The 13447-nt window shown below is 59.2% G+C and carries 22 protein-coding genes and 2 tRNA genes; 15 read left to right on the forward strand and 9 right to left on the reverse strand.

Annotation, left to right across the window (positions count from 1 at the left end; translation table 11 throughout):
* Complete coding sequence (locus ACIQUB_RS08165) at nt 1-279, reverse strand: hypothetical protein (RefSeq protein ID WP_402929175.1); 279 nt, start codon at nt 277-279, stop codon at nt 1-3.
* A 165-nt stretch (nt 280-444) separates the two neighbouring features.
* Between ACIQUB_RS08165 and ACIQUB_RS08170 the strand changes: the two genes are divergently transcribed.
* The gene (locus ACIQUB_RS08170; protein WP_113237552.1) at nt 445-708 is read left to right on the forward strand and encodes a BON domain-containing protein; all 264 of its coding nucleotides are present in this window, start codon (nt 445-447) and stop codon (nt 706-708) included.
* A 149-nt stretch (nt 709-857) separates the two neighbouring features.
* Entirely contained in the window at nt 858-1118 is a 261-nt protein-coding gene (locus ACIQUB_RS08175; protein ID WP_113237553.1) for a hypothetical protein, read from the forward strand.
* Nucleotides 1119-1435: 317 nt separating this feature from the next.
* Here ACIQUB_RS08175 and ACIQUB_RS08180 read toward each other — a convergent pair whose 3' ends face one another.
* The 3 genes from ACIQUB_RS08180 to ACIQUB_RS08190 all read right to left on the reverse strand — a co-directional run bounded on the left by ACIQUB_RS08180 (nt 1436) and on the right by ACIQUB_RS08190 (nt 2421).
* A complete protein-coding gene (locus tag ACIQUB_RS08180; protein WP_018898368.1) occupies nt 1436-1678 on the reverse strand; it encodes a DUF982 domain-containing protein in 243 nt (80 codons plus the stop codon).
* Nucleotides 1679-1888: 210 nt separating this feature from the next.
* Entirely contained in the window at nt 1889-2143 is a 255-nt protein-coding gene (locus tag ACIQUB_RS08185; protein WP_113237554.1) for a hypothetical protein, read from the reverse strand.
* Nucleotides 2144-2277: 134 nt separating this feature from the next.
* Nucleotides 2278-2421: a hypothetical protein gene (locus ACIQUB_RS08190; RefSeq protein ID WP_156144778.1), complete on the reverse strand. Its 144-nt coding sequence runs from the start codon at nt 2419-2421 to the stop codon at nt 2278-2280.
* Between the two features lie 235 nt (nt 2422-2656).
* On the opposite strand from ACIQUB_RS08190, the gene ACIQUB_RS08195 reads away from it, so the two are divergent.
* Nucleotides 2657-2986 carry a hypothetical protein gene (locus ACIQUB_RS08195; RefSeq protein WP_113237555.1) on the forward strand — a complete coding sequence of 110 codons (330 nt, stop codon included), beginning with the start codon at nt 2657-2659 and terminating at the stop codon, nt 2984-2986.
* Nucleotides 2987-3104: 118 nt separating this feature from the next.
* Here ACIQUB_RS08195 and ACIQUB_RS08200 read toward each other — a convergent pair.
* A tRNA-Thr gene (locus tag ACIQUB_RS08200) sits at nt 3105-3179 on the reverse strand.
* Between the two features lie 153 nt (nt 3180-3332).
* On the opposite strand from ACIQUB_RS08200, the gene ACIQUB_RS08205 reads away from it, so the two are divergent.
* The 10 genes from ACIQUB_RS08205 to ACIQUB_RS08250 all read left to right on the forward strand — a co-directional run bounded on the left by ACIQUB_RS08205 (nt 3333) and on the right by ACIQUB_RS08250 (nt 9345).
* Nucleotides 3333-3527 carry a hypothetical protein gene (locus ACIQUB_RS08205; protein WP_402929178.1) on the forward strand — a complete coding sequence of 65 codons (195 nt, stop codon included), beginning with the start codon at nt 3333-3335 and terminating at the stop codon, nt 3525-3527.
* A 104-nt stretch (nt 3528-3631) separates the two neighbouring features.
* Nucleotides 3632-4924 carry a UDP-N-acetylglucosamine 1-carboxyvinyltransferase gene (murA, locus tag ACIQUB_RS08210; protein ID WP_112429160.1) on the forward strand — a complete coding sequence of 431 codons (1293 nt, stop codon included), beginning with the start codon at nt 3632-3634 and terminating at the stop codon, nt 4922-4924.
* Nucleotides 4925-5086: 162 nt separating this feature from the next.
* On the forward strand, nt 5087-5524 hold the full coding sequence (locus ACIQUB_RS08215; protein ID WP_113237556.1) for a DUF2948 family protein: 438 nt from the start codon (nt 5087-5089) through the stop codon (nt 5522-5524).
* 38 nt (nt 5525-5562) lie between these two features.
* Nucleotides 5563-6861 carry a histidinol dehydrogenase gene (hisD, locus tag ACIQUB_RS08220; RefSeq protein ID WP_113237557.1) on the forward strand — a complete coding sequence of 433 codons (1299 nt, stop codon included), beginning with the start codon at nt 5563-5565 and terminating at the stop codon, nt 6859-6861.
* 3 nt (nt 6862-6864) lie between these two features.
* Nucleotides 6865-7338 carry a UPF0262 family protein gene (locus tag ACIQUB_RS08225; protein ID WP_113237558.1) on the forward strand — a complete coding sequence of 158 codons (474 nt, stop codon included), beginning with the start codon at nt 6865-6867 and terminating at the stop codon, nt 7336-7338.
* Between the two features lie 5 nt (nt 7339-7343).
* Nucleotides 7344-7820: a low molecular weight phosphatase family protein gene (locus ACIQUB_RS08230; RefSeq protein WP_113237559.1), complete on the forward strand. Its 477-nt coding sequence runs from the start codon at nt 7344-7346 to the stop codon at nt 7818-7820.
* 130 nt (nt 7821-7950) lie between these two features.
* Complete coding sequence (infA, locus tag ACIQUB_RS08235; protein ID WP_003545338.1) at nt 7951-8169, forward strand: translation initiation factor IF-1; 219 nt, start codon at nt 7951-7953, stop codon at nt 8167-8169.
* Between the two features lie 56 nt (nt 8170-8225).
* Nucleotides 8226-8846, forward strand: coding sequence for a Maf-like protein (locus ACIQUB_RS08240; RefSeq protein ID WP_018898379.1), 621 nt, complete (start codon nt 8226-8228; stop codon nt 8844-8846).
* A gap of 32 nt (nt 8847-8878) precedes the next feature.
* Nucleotides 8879-9088 (forward strand): DNA gyrase inhibitor YacG, encoded by a 210-nt coding sequence (yacG, locus tag ACIQUB_RS08245; RefSeq protein ID WP_047507557.1) that lies wholly within the window; start codon nt 8879-8881, stop codon nt 9086-9088.
* A 181-nt stretch (nt 9089-9269) separates the two neighbouring features.
* Nucleotides 9270-9345, forward strand: a tRNA-Phe gene (locus tag ACIQUB_RS08250).
* A 71-nt stretch (nt 9346-9416) separates the two neighbouring features.
* On the opposite strand, the gene ACIQUB_RS08255 is transcribed toward ACIQUB_RS08250, so the two are convergent.
* The 4 genes from ACIQUB_RS08255 to ACIQUB_RS08270 all read right to left on the reverse strand — a co-directional run bounded on the left by ACIQUB_RS08255 (nt 9417) and on the right by ACIQUB_RS08270 (nt 11563).
* A complete protein-coding gene (locus ACIQUB_RS08255; RefSeq protein WP_402929224.1) occupies nt 9417-10511 on the reverse strand; it encodes a tyrosine-type recombinase/integrase in 1095 nt (364 codons plus the stop codon).
* The gene (locus ACIQUB_RS08260; RefSeq protein WP_402929226.1) at nt 10508-10702 is read right to left on the reverse strand and encodes a hypothetical protein; all 195 of its coding nucleotides are present in this window, start codon (nt 10700-10702) and stop codon (nt 10508-10510) included. The genes ACIQUB_RS08255 and ACIQUB_RS08260 overlap by 4 nt, the downstream gene beginning before the upstream one ends.
* A 121-nt stretch (nt 10703-10823) precedes the next feature.
* On the reverse strand, nt 10824-11327 hold the full coding sequence (locus ACIQUB_RS08265) for a hypothetical protein (protein WP_402929228.1): 504 nt from the start codon (nt 11325-11327) through the stop codon (nt 10824-10826).
* A 50-nt stretch (nt 11328-11377) separates the two neighbouring features.
* Entirely contained in the window at nt 11378-11563 is a 186-nt protein-coding gene (locus ACIQUB_RS08270; RefSeq protein ID WP_402929229.1) for an Arc family DNA-binding protein, read from the reverse strand.
* A 112-nt stretch (nt 11564-11675) separates the two neighbouring features.
* On the opposite strand from ACIQUB_RS08270, the gene ACIQUB_RS08275 reads away from it, so the two are divergent.
* Both ACIQUB_RS08275 and ACIQUB_RS08280 read left to right on the forward strand, forming a co-directional pair.
* Nucleotides 11676-12287, forward strand: coding sequence for an Arc family DNA-binding protein (locus ACIQUB_RS08275; RefSeq protein ID WP_402929231.1), 612 nt, complete (start codon nt 11676-11678; stop codon nt 12285-12287).
* 130 nt (nt 12288-12417) lie between these two features.
* Nucleotides 12418-13050 (forward strand): SLATT domain-containing protein, encoded by a 633-nt coding sequence (locus tag ACIQUB_RS08280; RefSeq protein WP_402929233.1) that lies wholly within the window; start codon nt 12418-12420, stop codon nt 13048-13050.
* Nucleotides 13051-13447 lie beyond the last annotated feature (397 nt).

The following is a 13447-nucleotide window of genomic DNA, read 5'->3' on the forward strand; positions in this document are numbered from 1 at the left end:
TTACATCGGGAAATCAGGAATGGCTTCGCGCCGGGTCAGCTTCAGGGTCCGGTCCGGCTGCAGGATATAAGTTTCCAGCTGCTTCGTTCCGGTCGAATCGTAGAAGGTATTGTGGACGACGCTGCCCGGCGGCGACTTGGTGAGCTTAGTGCGCGGCTGCCCGCCATAGGTGATGCTTCCGGGGATGGGTTTCACCTCCGCCGTGTCGCTGGTGGTGCAGCCAGCCAGAAGACCAGCCATAACGAATGTTGCCGCAACGGCCGATATCACGCGTTTCATCGCGATCACCCCGCATATCTATGCTGTTGATATGGCTCGCTTCGCTTGAAGCGCCAAGAGGTATTTGGATTTTCTTCTCGAAAATACTCCAACGATAGCGCCCGCACTGCAACGAAATGCGGCGCTGCAGCGTTAAGCAGCAGAACAATTCGCTTGGAGGCGAAGATGGTACAGCTGTTCCAGATTTTGACGGGGCACGAGGATCAGTGCGAACGGGGCCACAGCCAGTCGTCGATGCGGGCTGCGGTCGAAAGCGCGTTGAGCGCCGATCCGGACCTCGATTGCACCGAAATCACCGTCACCATGCTCGGCCGATACGCCGTGCTCGAAGGCTTTGCGCACAGTGCCGGCGACATTGTTCGCGCGATGATGATCGCCGAGGACGTCGTGGGCCAAGGTAACGTGCAGAGCCGGATGCTACGCCGGTGATGCTCTCCTTTTGTCGCCGCTGCGCTGTTTCGGTCAATACTGTAAGATGGAAGTAGAAAAGCGTTAACGCATTTGAAAGTGGCGGCGGTTTCGCGGAACTAAACTAGCGGCTGTTCCGTTACTGGCATAATCAAACATGGGAGAATGGCATGACGCGCTTTCTTCGACTTGGGATGCCCGCTTTAGTGCTGATGATTGGCGCCTTCGCGTTGCCGGCCGCCGCTTCGCTGGAGATTGACAGCAATTATTCGGCGCTTCAGCGCGATGATGTCGTGCTCGCCCAATATGGCGACGCGACCACCTGTGTTCCCTCAGGAGCGCACTACGTTCCATCCTTCATCCGCGCCAATGACGGCACGATCATCGGCGTGGGATATGTGGAAGTGGCAAGCGCCGACACCGGATGCTGAAATCAGGTAACGCTCAATTAACCAGCGGCTTAAACGCGGCCGCGATTTATGCGCAATCTTTCTGTTGTGCTGGCGGCGCGCTATGGAAGCGCTCACTAAAATATTGTTTTGGAAAGAGTATTCGAGGCCCGTCTGCGCTTTTCGCACAGAGGGTGACGAGCCTCTGACCATCATCATGATGGCTGCCAGTGTTCTAGTCAGCGTTGTACGTTTGAGACAACCGGCTTCGTCGGCCTGCCCCCGACAAGCTCCTGCAAGGGTTAAGTAAAAATCAACCCTGTTCTATTTCGAAGCATTTATGGACTGTTGTGGCGCGTCTAATGCACGTGCAACCTTGCTTCCTCGGCCGCCGCGACGAACTCTGCGCGCGCTTCTTCCACGCTCTTGCGGCCGTCAAGCGCTGCCCTGCATGTGCTGCGGGCCTTCAGGTAGCGCAGGCCGCGAACATTGGGCCAGAGCTCGGTAAGGCATGTCAGGGCATCGAACGGGCCGGATATCGTCCGTGCACCCGTGGTTTCGAAGCCGACCTGGATAGGATCATTCCACTTTTCGCTTGCCATTTGCGCACTCCTCCATTGCTCACGCCAGGTACTCTGCAGCGTTCTGCCTGCTCCTCCCGCAAAGCAGTGTGCGGGAGCATTTTAGCGATAATTCACAAACCCGCAAATGGGAAAAGACATACGCGTTCGGCGTAACGAACCAAAGACGTATGAAAGACAAGCACCCGGCCATGCGACCGAGTGCTTGAAACATCCAGCAAACCTGCGCGTTTAGCTGCAGACGCGGGTGGTCTTGGTCACGATCCGGCCGTGGCTGTGATACTTCACGGTCTTCATGCGGCAATTGTAGCGCACCGGATGATGGCGGTAGGAATGGCCGTAATAGGGGCGCGGCTGGTAGCGATCGTGGTAGCCGTGATAGCCGGGCTGGCCGATCCTAACCGTCACGCTATCGGCAAAGGATGGCATTGCGGTTGCGCTGAGCGATGCGATGGCCACGGCGGCAGCGATAATAAGCTTCTTCATGCTAGTCTCCATTCATAACAGCGTTGATGAAACGTTCGTATCGAGAATTTGTTCAATACGAATAATAAGCGCAGCATGAATGTGAGCTGAGAGGCGCGTTCATGTCCGGGTCATCCCCGGCAGAGGGTCAAGCCTTACGGTGCGATGGTGTAGACGAACACGGCTTTATAGACGGCGAGCGCGCCGAAAACCGCGGTGATGGCAGCCAGAACCATGGCGATCAGGATGATCGCCTTCGTACCCTTGCCGTTCTGCTGGTCGTTGTCGTCGGTGCTCATGGTCGTCTCCTGCGGGCTCGCCCGGCTCACTGATGGTCTCGGCCGGCAAAACCGTTAGCGCCACGTCTTAACCAGTCGGCCGCTCTTTCGCAAACCGGGATATCTGACGCCGAATGTCGCAGCGGGACGCGCGGTCACAATTCACGATTGCCGTAAATCGCGGAACAAACCCGTTTCGACCGGGTTGTCCACACGTAACCCGATAGTGAAAACCGACGATGAAGAGGAAATTCCCATGCGAACGTCTGTCATCACGGCGGCCATCTTCGCCGCGGGCCTGGCCACATCGGCCTTCGCGCAATCCAACCCCGATTCGATCGGCCCCACCAATGGCGGCTCGACCGGCTCAAGCGCCGGAACATTTTCCAGCGATTACACGAGCAGCGACAACGGCACCCATCCCGTGACCGTTACACCCATCGATCCAACGACCACGCAGTCGATCACAACGCAGCCAAAGGCCATGGATTGCCCATCCATGCCCCGCGCCAACTCGGGCGTCGACACCCGCGGCGGCGAAAGCGGCGCCTCGATCAGCCAGGCATGCCGCGAATACGACAATTAAGGCGGATGGACATCCGTAATCAAAAAGGGGCCGGCTTGTTCGGCCCTTTTTGCTGAACAGGTGCAGGCGCGCGTCGATGAGGCGTACGAAAGGGGCTGATTTTTACCGGAAAGAAAACTGGTGCTGCCGAGTGGGATTGAACCACCGACCTCACCCTTACCAAGGGTGTGCTCTACCACTGAGCTACGGCAGCGAGGACCAGACGCTGGCAACCGAAGCGGCTGCGTTGCGTGAACGGGGCGGCTATTGCCACAGCTTCGGGACGAGCGCAAGACGCAATTTCAAACTTATGTCAGTTTCACGTCGCCACTTTTGGATTGCCGCGAATTCGGGTAAGCCATGAAACATGACCGAAGAGACTGAAAATGCCCGCAAGGGCCGCAAAGACGCGATCGAACAGCAGGCGAAATTGCGCCGCGATCGGGCCGCGGAAAAATTGCGGGAAAATCTTTCCCGCCGCAAACAGCAGACGCGTGCGCGTCGTTCCGGCCAGGCCGACGAGACAAATGGACTGCCTGCCGCAAAAATGGACGAATCGTAATGTTCCGTCCGCTTCGAATTGAAGCCTTCGCGGATTTCGTCTAAAGACCCGCATCCTTTTAAAAGACAGAGTTTCAGAAAGGCGGGCATCGCCCGTAAGCGCTTATGGATCGTATCAGAATTGTCGGCGGTAATGAGCTTAACGGCATCATTCCCATTTCCGGCGCCAAGAATGCCGCCCTGCCGCTGATGATCGCCTCGCTTTTGACCAGCGATACGCTGACGCTCGAAAACGTGCCGCACCTGGCCGATGTCGAGCAGCTGCTGCGCATCCTCGGCAATCACGGCGTCGACGTTTCGGTCAATGGCCGCCGCGAACGCCAGGAAGACAGCTACTCGCGCACGATCCACTTCACTTGCCGCACCATCGTCGATACGACCGCTCCCTACGAGCTGGTCTCGAAGATGCGCGCCTCCTTCTGGGTCATCGGCCCGCTTCTGGCGCGTGAAGGCCAGTGCCGCGTTTCGCTGCCCGGCGGTTGCGCCATCGGCACGCGCCCGGTTGATCTCTTCCTCGACGGCCTGACGGCACTCGGCGCGACGCTCGATATCGACAGCGGCTATGTCAACGCCACCGCCCCCAAGGGCGGTCTGATTGGCGCCAAGTACACTTTCCCGAAGGTTTCCGTCGGCGCCACCCACGTCATGATGATGGCCGCCACGCTTGCCCGCGGCACCACCGTCATCGGCAACGCTGCTCGCGAGCCTGAGGTCGTCGACCTCGCCAACTGCCTGATCGCCATGGGCGCCAAGATCACCGGCGCCGGCACCTCCACCATCACCATCGAAGGCGTCACCTCGCTGTCGGGCGCGCGCCACCGCGTTCTGCCGGATCGTATCGAGACCGGCACCTACGCCATGGCCGTTGCCATGGCCGGCGGTGATGTCGTGCTTGAAAACACTGACGTGGCGCTGCTCGACACCGCGCTTGAGACGCTTCGCCGCGCCGGTGCTGAAATCTCCGCCACCAACAACGGCATGCGCGTCCGCCGCAATGGCGCCGGCATCCGCCCGGTCGATATCGTCACCGATCCGTTCCCGGGCTTCCCGACCGACCTGCAGGCGCAGTTCATGGCGCTGATGACCCGCTCGACCGGCGTGTCGCATGTCACCGAGACCATCTTCGAAAATCGCTTCATGCATGTGCAGGAACTTGCCCGCCTCGGCGCCAAGATCTCGCTGTCGGGCCAGACGGCGAAGATCGAAGGCGTGCCGCGCCTGAAGGGTGCGCCCGTCATGGCGACCGATCTGCGCGCTTCCGTGTCGCTCGTCATCGCCGGTCTTGCGGCCGAAGGCGAGACCATGGTGTCGCGCGTCTATCACCTTGATCGCGGCTTCGAGCGCCTCGAAGAAAAGCTCACTCGCTGCGGCGCGATCGTCGAACGCGTCAGCGAATAAGCGCAACTGTAGACGTAACGAGACAAAGGGCGGTCATTCGCCCTTTGTCCCCGTTGCGCAATGGGCCTTAGCGCCTTATGTCCCTTGTCCTACGGCACCGCCATTCCGCGGCGCCGGATATCGCCATCCCGGTGATATCAGAGACAATGGGGTGCTGCCTGAATGACCGACCTGAAGCTTGTTGCGCTGGATAGCGAAGACCTTGCCGTCGTCTCCGCGCATACGCAGGATAGCGTCTTCAAGGTCGCGGATCTTTCCTGGTCGCCGCGCGACCACCAGTTCTCCATCGCCGCCAATCGTTTCGTCTGGGAAGAAGCCGGCGCCAAGCGCAAGGGCTTCGAGCGCCGCCGCGCGGCCATCGTCTTCAAGCGCGTGCTGGCCGTCCGCTCCGTCGGCATCAATCAGAAGAACCGCGAGGATGTCCTGTCGCTGCTCGCCATCCGCTTCGAGCAGAAGGGGGAGGGGCCGGAGGGCACTGTCCAGATCGATCTGGCCGCCGGCGCCACCATCGCACTCGATGTCGAATGCATCGAGGTTCAGCTTGCGGATATCGGCGGCGCATGGGAAACCGCTTCCAAGCCGCGCCATCCCGGCGCCTGAATACGCATTTATTGAAGCATACCGAGAGGAATTGACGCGTGGCAATCTGGTTGGATCAGGCATCGGACGATTTCGGGCAGCGTTTCGCGGCGTTTCTGACGACCAAGCGCGAAATGTCCGAGGACGTGAACGTCACCGTTCGCGCCATCATCGATGATGTGCGCGCTCGCGGCGATGCGGCGCTCGCCGAATATTCGCGGAAGTTCGAGGGCATCGATTTCGCCGAGACGCCGATGCGCGTCACCGAAGCGGAAATCGACGCGGCCGTCGAGGCCGTTCCCGCCGAAGTGCTGGGCGCGCTGAAGGTCGCCGCCGTCCGCATCGAATCCCACCACGCCCGCCAGCTGCCCAAGGACGATATCTACGAAGACGCCATGGGCGTGACGCTCGGCTCGCGCTGGACGGCGATCGAGGCAGTTGGCCTCTATGTTCCCGGCGGCACGGCGAGCTATCCAAGCTCGGTACTGATGAACGCCATTCCGGCCAAGGTTGCCGGTGTCGATCGCGTTGTCATCGTCGTTCCCGCAACCGGCGGCCAGGTGAACCCCGCCGTGCTCGCCGCAGCAAAGCTTGCCGGCGTGAGCGAGATCTATCGCATCGGCGGAGCCCAGGCCGTGGCAGCACTCGCCTATGGCACCGAGAGCATCGCGCCGGTCGACAAGATCACCGGCCCCGGCAACGCCTATGTCGCCGCCGCCAAGCGCCACGTCTTCGGCACTGTCGGCATCGACATGATCGCCGGCCCGTCGGAGGTCCTGGTTGTCGCCGACAAGGACAACAATCCGGATTGGATCGCGGCCGACCTGCTTGCCCAGGCAGAGCATGACGTCAGCGCCCAGTCGATCCTGATCACCGACGACGCAGCCTTCGGCAAGGCGGTGGAAGCCGCCGTCGAGCGTCAGCTGAAGACGCTGAACCGCGCCGAGACGGCGGCCGCCAGCTGGCGCGATTTCGGCGCTGTCATCCTGGTCAAGGAGATCAGCGACGCCATTCCGCTCGCAAACCGCATCGCCGCCGAGCATCTGGAAATCGCCGTCGCCGATCCCGATGCGCTGGTCGACAAGATCCGCAATGCCGGCGCCATCTTCATCGGCGCGCATACGCCCGAAGTGATCGGCGATTATGTCGGCGGCTCCAACCACGTGTTGCCGACCGCCCGCTCCGCGCGCTTCTCGTCCGGCCTCTCGGTTCTGGATTTCGTCAAGCGCACCTCGATCCTGCGCCTCGGTTCGGAACAACTGCGCACGCTGGGGCCGGCCGCCATCGCGCTTGCCGTATCGGAAGGCCTCGACGCCCACGCGCGGTCGGTTGCGATCCGCCTCAATCTGGAACGGTAAGCGATGGCTGCGGGCGACTTCCGGCTTTGCGACGTCGTCCTGGACGACACCATCGGCCGATCGACGCCCGATGTCGAGCACGAGCGCGCCGTCGCCATCTTCGATCTCATCGAGGAGAACAGTTTTACGCCCCTCGGCCACGCCGGCGGCCCGTACCGGCTGAACATTTCGCTTGTTGATACCAAGCTGGTCTTTGCGATTACGACCGAAGACGGCGAGGCGGTCGCCACCCATATCCTGTCGCTCACCCCGTTCCGCCGCATCGTGAAGGACTACTTCATGATCTGCGAGAGCTATTACGAGGCGATCCGCTCCGCCTCTCCAAGCCGCATCGAGGCGATCGACATGGGGCGGCGAGGCATCCATAACGAAGGTTCGCAGACGCTGCAGAACCGGCTGGATGGCAAGATCGAGGTGGATTTCGACACCGCCCGCCGCCTGTTCACGCTGGTCTGCGTTCTCTACTGGCGCGGATGACCGGGATGAGCGAACTCGAACCGACAAGCGCAAGCATCAGGCCGGGCGCGATCTTGTTCATGTGCGGCATGAACGCCATCCGCTCGCCGATCGCCGAAGCGATTGCCCGTAGTTTGCTGCCATCAAATACCTATATAAGGTCTGCCGGCGTTCGCGCCGGCGAACGCGATCCCTTCGTCGATGTGGTGCTCGATGAGATCGGCCTGTCGCTCGGTCGGCATCTGCCGCACACGCTGGAAGATCTCGAAGACGATTATTTCGACGTGATCATCACGCTCTCGCCGCAAGCCCACCACGCAGCGCTGGAACTGACGCGTGCGAGCGCCGTCGAGGTGGTCTACTGGCCAACCATGGACCCGACAGTTGCGCAGGGTACGCGGGAGCAGATTCTGGATAGCTATCGCGAGGTGCGCAATTACCTCGCCGAGCTTATCCAGAACCGTCTATTAGACCGAAGTGGTATCGCCGCGCAGTCCGCATGAAACAAATAAAGGAAACGCGATCAATTTGGTTCACAAACCCCCGTTGATTGTGTAGTTTCCGCCCAAATTTTGAGGCGGCCCCAATCTTGGCCAATGCCGCCATCTCAACCGACAGGAAGAAAACACCTATATGCCTAAAGAAGAAGTCCTCGAGTTCCCGGGTATCGTCACCGAACTTTTGCCGAATGCGACGTTCCGCGTGAAGCTCGAAAACGAGCACGAGATCATCGCCCACACGGCCGGCCGCATGCGCAAGAACCGTATCCGCGTTCTCGCCGGCGACAAGGTTCTTGTGGAAATGACGCCATACGACCTGACCAAGGGCCGTATCACCTACCGCTTCAAGTAAGCTTGATGCGAAAGCCCTAAGGCTTTCGCTTCCGTCTGCCCGGTAGTCGAGGTTCCATGGCGCTCAAATACAAGCTCATTCTGGCTTCGGGTTCCCCCCGCCGCGTTGACCTGCTCAACCAGGCAGGGATCGAGCCCTCGCGCCTGATGCCGATGGATATCGACGAGACGCCGAAAAAGTCGGAGCATCCGCGCTCGCTGGCGCGCCGCCTGTCGACCGAAAAAGCCGAAGCAGCACTTGCCGCCATCAAGGGCGACATGACCTGGAAGGGCAGCTACATCCTGGCCGCCGATACCGTCGTCGCCGTCGGCCGCCGCATTCTCGGCAAGGCCGAGTTCGCAGACGAGGCCTCGGCCTCGCTCTACCTGCTCTCTGGCCGCAGCCACTGGGTCTACACCGGCGTCTGCCTGGTGACGCCCGATCGCAAGATCCGCCAGAAGATCGTGGAAACCAAGGTGCGCTTCAAGCGTTTGTCCGGTTTCGAGGTCGAAAACTACCTGGCCTCAGGCCAGTGGCGCGGTAAGGCGGGTGCCTACGGCATCCAGGGGCTGGCCGGCACCTTCGTGCAGAAGATGGTCGGCTCCTACACCAACGTCGTCGGCCTGCCGCTGTACGAGACCATTTTGCTTCTGACCGGCGAGGGCTTCGACGTCCATAGCCGGTGGCCCGAGGCTTGAAGCCGGCGGGCCGAAAACCCGAAGGAATGACCATGCCCGATGAAACCAGACAGAGCGCCAAGATCGAACCGCTGCGCAAGGCACACCCGTGCCCGGAGTGCGGCACGCCCTCGCAGCGCGAGCACTATCCATTTTGCTCGAACCGTTGCCGCGAAGTCGATCTTTCGCGCTGGCTGACCGGCTCATACGCCATTCCCGTTGCCGAGGATGAGACGAAGGCCGAGTACCCCGACGAGAACTGATCGGGTTTTCCGCTCGGGAAGCCGTTCAATTTGTTCAATAATTCGGAAAATTCACAGGCCTGTCAAAAAACTCTCATTTGGCGCTTGCCATGGCCGAACAAGATGTTATAACCCCGCTCGCTTCCGGGGAAAACCAAGCCCCCGCAGCTTTCGGAAACGAGAGATGTGCCGAAGCAGGAATGCCCAGATAGCTCAGTTGGTAGAGCAGCGGATTGAAAATCCGCGTGTCCGTGGTTCAAATCCGCGTCTGGGCACCACTCCAAGCCCTTGCTTTCGTTCTCGTTTTCCATGCTATTAGCGCTCGCTAAAATGTTGCGGTTTGACACTTTTAAGCGTCGGGTTTGACAACTTTCGTTTTCCGTCTGTTCAGTTCAGCCTCAAGATCGAACACGGCCGCTGTCGCCTGCTTCGATCGATCAGCCCGTCTTGAATAGTGTTTTGCCATGGCCTCGGTTGCGTGACCGAGCACTAGGGCAATGGTGCCGTTATCCTTACCCATCTCGGCAAGGATGGTGCCGACTGTGTGGCGCAAGCCCTTCAGGGTGAGGCCCGGCTGGATCAGCTGCGCTGTCTGAAGCTTTCGCTTTACCTTGTCCCAATTGGTGCTGAAGCCGTTGTAGGTCCAAGGTTTGCCGCGACTGTTAGCGCACAGCGTTATAGCGTTATGCTCGGGCATCTTGGCGATCGCATCAGCGACCGGCTCAAAGATCGGCAGATAGACCGGCTGGCCTGTCTTCTTGCGCCGCGTGTCGATACCTGCATCGGAAATCGCCGTACGCGGTAGCGCCAGCGCGTCCTGCGGGTCGAGCCCATAGAACATCATCAAGCCAAAAGGCAAAAGCATGTGCGGCGGAAGTGCTGCCATGACCGCATCGCGCTCGCTATCGGTCCACGGCCGGTTCGCATCTGGCAAATTCTTTGGCCGCTCAGCCAGGCTGATCTCGGCAACGGGGTTTTCCTTGACCAGCTCATATTCGAGCCCCCAAGAGAACAACAGCGAGAGCACGGATCGCACATAGTTCGCGAACCGAAACCCGTGTTGTTCTTCCGCCTTGTCGCGGAGCTTAGCGATAAAGCCGCGCGTGAAGCGCTGTAGCTCAGTGTCCTCGATCGGCTGGAGCCAGTTGAAAACGCGCTGATAGTCCGCCCGCGTGCGATCGGCGCGCTTCTGAAAACGAGGACTGGCGCGATACCTCTTGATCAACATGCCAAGAGAGCCGGGCTTTGCCTCATGCTCATGGTGCAGCTGGTTGATGCGGTGGACTTCCATATCGAAGGCGAGGCTGTAAACCTCGAACTTGCTGCAGTCGATTTTCGCGCCGGTCTTGCGATGGTAGGCGCGCCAGCGAAAAGGCGGCTTCTTGTCGCGGTGGATCTTCCAACCCGCGTACTTATTTTTGCGCTTATCCTTGCGGCCGCTCATCCGAGCTTCCCGATGATATCATCATCACTCTCGCCGTCGCCGCCTTTGAGGCCGTCGATCCAGTGATCGAGATCCTTTATGTCGTATTTGTTGCGCCCGTCCGGCATCCGGATCGGGCAAACCGCACACGTCCCCGGAAACCGCTTGGCAGGCACACCAACGTAAATCGCCGCTTCGCTCAGATCGAGCATGCGGCGGGGAGGGCTCTTGATCGTGAAAGTGGAAACCGTCATCTACATCGACCTGTCGCAAAGGTGGTGACCCCGCCCCGTCGAGGGCGGGAGATCAAAGCTGGAAGCCAACACGTCCTGCTCAAGCATTTCGTTTTCCCTGCACCAACGCTCCAAGAAACTCGTCGAGGAGTTCGCCATCGCGCGTCTCAAGCAAAGCATCCCTGAGATTGCTATCCCCCAAAATCACGCTAGCCTTGAAACTTGCGGCATTCTGGGTCCGGCAGGGGAAGCCGACAAACTGATAGAGAAGCTTGTCATACTCCTCGAAAATCGGAGCGTCTGGCTCCGGCCCTAAGCGCGTAATGCGGTCGCTCACCGCCCGCAGACGGCCAAGCACGGCTTCAATGCCGCTATCTGTTTCGCTGTCCTCGGTGATCTGCCGCTCGATCGCCTCAAGTCCGTCCTGGACGCCGGCGATGACTTTCGAGGCGGAGACAGCAACATCATGCGGTCCGACCAGCGCCGCAGCAGCAACCTGAAGCATGCTGACCGCCAAACTGATCTGGTCGACCATCGCATCTTCAGCAAGAAGCGGAGCGGCTATTGATTGTCGGGCAGGGTTTATATTATCTTGTAACTGCATTTCGGCATTCTCCTGTAAAGAATGTTGATCTCAGAGGGCGATGCGGCGGATCAGGCCGCTTCGCCCTTTTTCATTTCCAATGGGTCGAACATTGCACGCTCGAGATGGAAGACGATCTCCGCGTTCATCGAACGATGATTGAGCTGAGCTTCTTCCTTGATGCGGCCTCGCAAGCCATCTGGAAGTCGCAGCATGTACTGGTCTTGTTGGGCACTCGGAAAATTTCCCCTAGCCAATGGAGCCTCCTATCAAGTTGATAGATATGTTGTATCAACTTGATAGGATGGCGTCAATTTATAAAAGCAGCTAGTTGATAGGTGTCATTTTGAAAAGCGGATCGGCAAACCCTTGGCCAAGCCACAATACCCAAGCGAAAAACTTGATCAGTACATGTTGCGCTTTCCAGATGGCATGCGTGATCAACTAAAGAAAATTGCAGAAAACAACGGTCGCTCGCTCAATTCCGAGATCATCAAGCGCCTAGAAGACACACTGGCCTACCAGGAGCATGTTGCGCGACATGCTGACGCGCCGGAGCCGAGTGAGGCAGATTACGGGCTGGCGTTGAGTGATCACCTAAAATCGCATCCAGCGCCAGGCGTCTCGATTATGAGCACGCTCGGGACAATCCTGGACGAGGTGAGGGCGCTGCGCGGCATGTCGATCACCGACATTCGCCACCACGCCGACGGCCGCCGCGAGGTCGAGCTCATGCCTGCCACGGGCGCCGATGACGACGTGGATCTGCCCGATCCGGCGGAGCCGTTTCCCAAGCGAGGCGATGAGGGCTACGATGAGGCGGTGCTCGACAAGGTGCGCTCTATCGCCGCGCGATACGGCTTTAGCCTGGTGAAGCGTGAGGACGCCAAAGCCGACGGTGATTGGGATTGGAGCAATCTCGAAACGCCGCAGCTGCCGAGAATCGACAAGGCGCGGAAGCCTGCGAAAAAGAAGGCCTGATCTGACAGCGCCAACCCAGTTTCCTAATGTCCAATAAGCTCCCTTATCGGACCCCAGATTGTCCACGCGCTCCCCCACACCCCCCTTTGCGCAGCAAAGACGCTCCAACTATCTCAACGAAAGCGTTAGCATGAGTGACACGATCACAGACTTTAACCGGTCGCTGAAATCGACGGCGGGTGCGCGTTTCAACGCTGCAAAGCGTCTCGAACACATCGACAAGCGGATGACGGCCTTAACGTCGTTCTCGTCGGCCTATCTCATCCTGCTCTCTGTTGGCCCGTCACTCATGGGTGCGTCGGCAGCGGCACAGCCGATAAACAACCTGTTCTCTACAGTTCTCTCAGTCCTGTTGCTGGCATCGTCCGTCTTGTCTTACGCAAGCGGACACGCGGTGCGATCGGAGCAGTATCATCGCAGCGCGCTCGAGATTCAGGAGATCAGGCGGCAACTCCGCTTTGCTGGCGAGAACATCTCGAACGAACTATTCCTGTTGCTGTCTCAGCGCTATGACGCCGTTCTTCAGAAGTACTCAATCAACCATGACGATGTGGACTTTTATCGATTTCAGCTTGAGTACCCGAAGGATTTCGAGATGTCCCGCGCGCAGCGCTGGGTGAAATCCACCAAGGTGTTTATGGCCTACAGCTACCCAACAATGATCCTCTTCGCGCTAACGGCGGCCGTCGTGCTCTTCGTGCTTTTTCTGATTGGTTGGAATGGTGACACGGAAGCTTTCGCCACTTGGCTTAAGTCTCGTTAGGCGCGCGGCAGCTCGCTATCGTCTTTAATCAATCGGTCGGCGCCGAGGTGCCGCAACGCACCTCGGCGCGCACGATGATTCTTATCAGCAGAGTCCAAAGGCCTCCGGCGCCGAATTTCAACTAGAATGAATCGCAAGATCGATTACGGTCGCCGAGTCAATCGCATAATTTCCCCGGTTTCCCCCAAAAATATAGCATTAACAAAGCGTTAATCGCTCTTCAGCCAACGCGTTGATTTCACGCAATTTTTGCTGTGGATAGTTGAAAAAATAATCCCGCAGTTGGTTGTGGAAACCGCGCCTTCCACAGGACTCGCGCGCCGGACCACTTGACGCAATCAGCCAACCGATTGTTTATTATGCTCGTTCGCTGGATAATCTGGCGAATGGATACGAA

The sequence above is a fragment of the Rhizobium sp. NPDC090275 genome, from assembly GCF_044772225.1.
Taxonomy (GTDB): domain Bacteria; phylum Pseudomonadota; class Alphaproteobacteria; order Rhizobiales; family Rhizobiaceae; genus Rhizobium.

Coding starts and splice junctions, on each gene's coding strand:
- ACIQUB_RS08225 (WP_113237558.1), top strand. CDS start 6,865: ATGGCTGCGGGCGACTTCCGGCTTTGCGACGTCGTCCTGGACGACACC.
- ACIQUB_RS08205 (WP_402929178.1), top strand. CDS start 3,333: ATGACCGAAGAGACTGAAAATGCCCGCAAGGGCCGCAAAGACGCGATC.
- ACIQUB_RS08265 (WP_402929228.1), bottom strand. CDS start 11,327: ATGCAGTTACAAGATAATATAAACCCTGCCCGACAATCAATAGCCGCT.
- ACIQUB_RS08255 (WP_402929224.1), bottom strand. CDS start 10,511: ATGAGCGGCCGCAAGGATAAGCGCAAAAATAAGTACGCGGGTTGGAAG.
- ACIQUB_RS08280 (WP_402929233.1), top strand. CDS start 12,418: ATGAGTGACACGATCACAGACTTTAACCGGTCGCTGAAATCGACGGCG.
- ACIQUB_RS08195 (WP_113237555.1), top strand. CDS start 2,657: ATGCGAACGTCTGTCATCACGGCGGCCATCTTCGCCGCGGGCCTGGCC.
- ACIQUB_RS08170 (WP_113237552.1), top strand. CDS start 445: ATGGTACAGCTGTTCCAGATTTTGACGGGGCACGAGGATCAGTGCGAA.
- ACIQUB_RS08240 (WP_018898379.1), top strand. CDS start 8,226: ATGGCGCTCAAATACAAGCTCATTCTGGCTTCGGGTTCCCCCCGCCGC.
- ACIQUB_RS08215 (WP_113237556.1), top strand. CDS start 5,087: ATGACCGACCTGAAGCTTGTTGCGCTGGATAGCGAAGACCTTGCCGTC.
- ACIQUB_RS08260 (WP_402929226.1), bottom strand. CDS start 10,702: ATGCTCGATCTGAGCGAAGCGGCGATTTACGTTGGTGTGCCTGCCAAG.
- ACIQUB_RS08230 (WP_113237559.1), top strand. CDS start 7,344: ATGAGCGAACTCGAACCGACAAGCGCAAGCATCAGGCCGGGCGCGATC.
- yacG (WP_047507557.1), top strand. CDS start 8,879: ATGCCCGATGAAACCAGACAGAGCGCCAAGATCGAACCGCTGCGCAAG.
- murA (WP_112429160.1), top strand. CDS start 3,632: ATGGATCGTATCAGAATTGTCGGCGGTAATGAGCTTAACGGCATCATT.
- ACIQUB_RS08165 (WP_402929175.1), bottom strand. CDS start 279: ATGAAACGCGTGATATCGGCCGTTGCGGCAACATTCGTTATGGCTGGT.
- infA (WP_003545338.1), top strand. CDS start 7,951: ATGCCTAAAGAAGAAGTCCTCGAGTTCCCGGGTATCGTCACCGAACTT.
- ACIQUB_RS08190 (WP_156144778.1), bottom strand. CDS start 2,421: ATGAGCACCGACGACAACGACCAGCAGAACGGCAAGGGTACGAAGGCG.
- ACIQUB_RS08185 (WP_113237554.1), bottom strand. CDS start 2,143: ATGAAGAAGCTTATTATCGCTGCCGCCGTGGCCATCGCATCGCTCAGC.
- ACIQUB_RS08175 (WP_113237553.1), top strand. CDS start 858: ATGACGCGCTTTCTTCGACTTGGGATGCCCGCTTTAGTGCTGATGATT.
- ACIQUB_RS08180 (WP_018898368.1), bottom strand. CDS start 1,678: ATGGCAAGCGAAAAGTGGAATGATCCTATCCAGGTCGGCTTCGAAACC.